This window comes from Pseudomonas sp. KCJK9000, from assembly GCF_046230725.1.
GTDB classification, from domain to species: Bacteria; Pseudomonadota; Gammaproteobacteria; order Pseudomonadales; family Pseudomonadaceae; genus Aquipseudomonas; species Aquipseudomonas promysalinigenes.
The window spans coordinates 1-1,673 of sequence record NZ_JBJJLN010000126.1; the positions used below are offsets into that span (position 1 = coordinate 1).

Genomic DNA, 1,673 nt, shown 5'->3' on the forward strand with positions numbered 1-1,673 from the left:
AGCAGGCGGGCAAACTCGTCGTACTTGAAGGTCAGGCGATTGCCATCTGGCAGGTCTAGGCCGACCATGTTGCCCTGCTCGTCCAGCTCGATGGCGTAACGCTCGCCACCGTAATAACGGCTGGCGATCACGCGGTGGTCGGCGTTGTACTGCACTTGCAGTTCGCGGCCGAGCACGTCGGTGGCCCAGCTGGTGCGGGCATCGAGGTCGTAGCGGAAATGGTAGTGCTCGCCATCGCTGGTCCATTTATCTACCACGCGTGGTTTATCGCCGAGGGTTTCCCAACGGTAGTGGCAGCCCAGGCCCAGGCGTTGCTGTGGGTGACCATCAGGCCTTCGGCGTATTTCGGGGGTTTAACCCCGAAATCCAAGCTAGTACATTTTTAGAGAGCCACAAACTCGTACCGAAAAATAACAACTACGAAGCACTCCGAGCAATAAGTGCCAGTTTAATAATCTACATCACACGAGTTTTACCAACTTAAACAGCTGGTCAGCATATTGTTTCGCTCGAGGGATTCTCGAAAGCTTAAGATATTCTAGTAGTTGCTCGCGACCAGACTTCGCCAATACATACTCAATGAGATTTGTCAACAGAAACCCTTGCGAGTACTTTCCAACTGAAAGGATCTTGCTTTTTTCGTCCTCTGAAGGTTCTGCTCCAGCGGGGTATTCCTCCTCATCCTCTTCTTCAGCGGATAATGCCCGGAATTTAGAAATAGAATATCCCCGTAACAGGTCGAATTTATCAGTTAACGCTAACATTAACTCATCAATATCGACTTTTGCCCTTGCAACCTTAGCAGAGTCAAGCCTAGCAAATACCTCCGTGTATTCCGACTCAACCTCAATATGTAAAACATCAATAAGCTCCGAGAGCAATTTTTTATAAATGGGCGATCCCACTATACGCTCCGCCAACAAACCACTGTCGACCACCATACATCAACTCCTTTTATTACCCTAATCAGATCCGATCCTACATGCCTAAAGTGATCGACAGCCTCGTGCTCCCAAGGAGTAAGCGCAAGCAAATTAGACGAATCATGAACTCCCTCCCCACCCACTCGCTGAGGGATATCATTATGATGAAGTTCTAAAGTATATTCTCTTATTGATATCTTATCTGTTTTACGAGAAATCACTTCAACCGTCATCTTGGTCGCCTTCCCCTCAGCCATACGCACCAGATTAGCAGGTGAATAAGTCCGACTAGGTGCTTTGGCTTCAGCTTTCCAATAATTTTTTCGTGCAGTACTCCAACATTCCCATCCCCATGGGTCAATCCAACCTATTGGATTTTGACCATAGCGAGAAAGATTTAGCCCACCATCTAAACCAATAGGGTCCTGAGAAACATAACGCCCTACCTCAGGATCGTAGTGACGGAAAGTGTTGTAGTGCAGTCCCGTTTCGTTATCGAGATACTGCCCGTGAAAACGCAGATTCTGCTCGATTTCGTTAACGGCCAGCTGCTCTACTGAACCCCACGAGCGATACGTCGCCTGCCAGACGATCTTGCCATCGCTGTCAGTCAGCTACAACGGCGTGCCAATCTGGTCCGTGTGGAAGTAGTAGAGTTTCTGCTCTTCACCCTCTGTCTGATCGACCCGCGCCAACGGCGCATAGCCCCCCGGCTCGTACAGGTACAAGATGCTTTGCCCAGGCGTCTCT

1 protein-coding gene and 2 pseudogenes are annotated in these 1,673 nt (G+C 49.5%); all 3 read right to left on the minus strand.

The genetic code is table 11. The features are described 5' to 3' along the window. Positions 1-343: pseudogene (locus ACK59H_RS22890) on the minus strand (hypothetical protein); the annotation flags it as partial. A gap of 118 nt (positions 344-461) precedes the next feature. Beyond that, the gene (locus ACK59H_RS22895) at positions 462-941 is read right to left on the minus strand and encodes a hypothetical protein (RefSeq protein WP_409264983.1); all 480 of its coding nucleotides are present in this window, start codon (positions 939-941) and stop codon (positions 462-464) included. Then, a pseudogene (locus ACK59H_RS22900) lies at positions 905-1,673 on the minus strand (RHS repeat domain-containing protein); the annotation flags it as partial. The gene ACK59H_RS22895 and the pseudogene ACK59H_RS22900, both read right to left, overlap by 37 nt.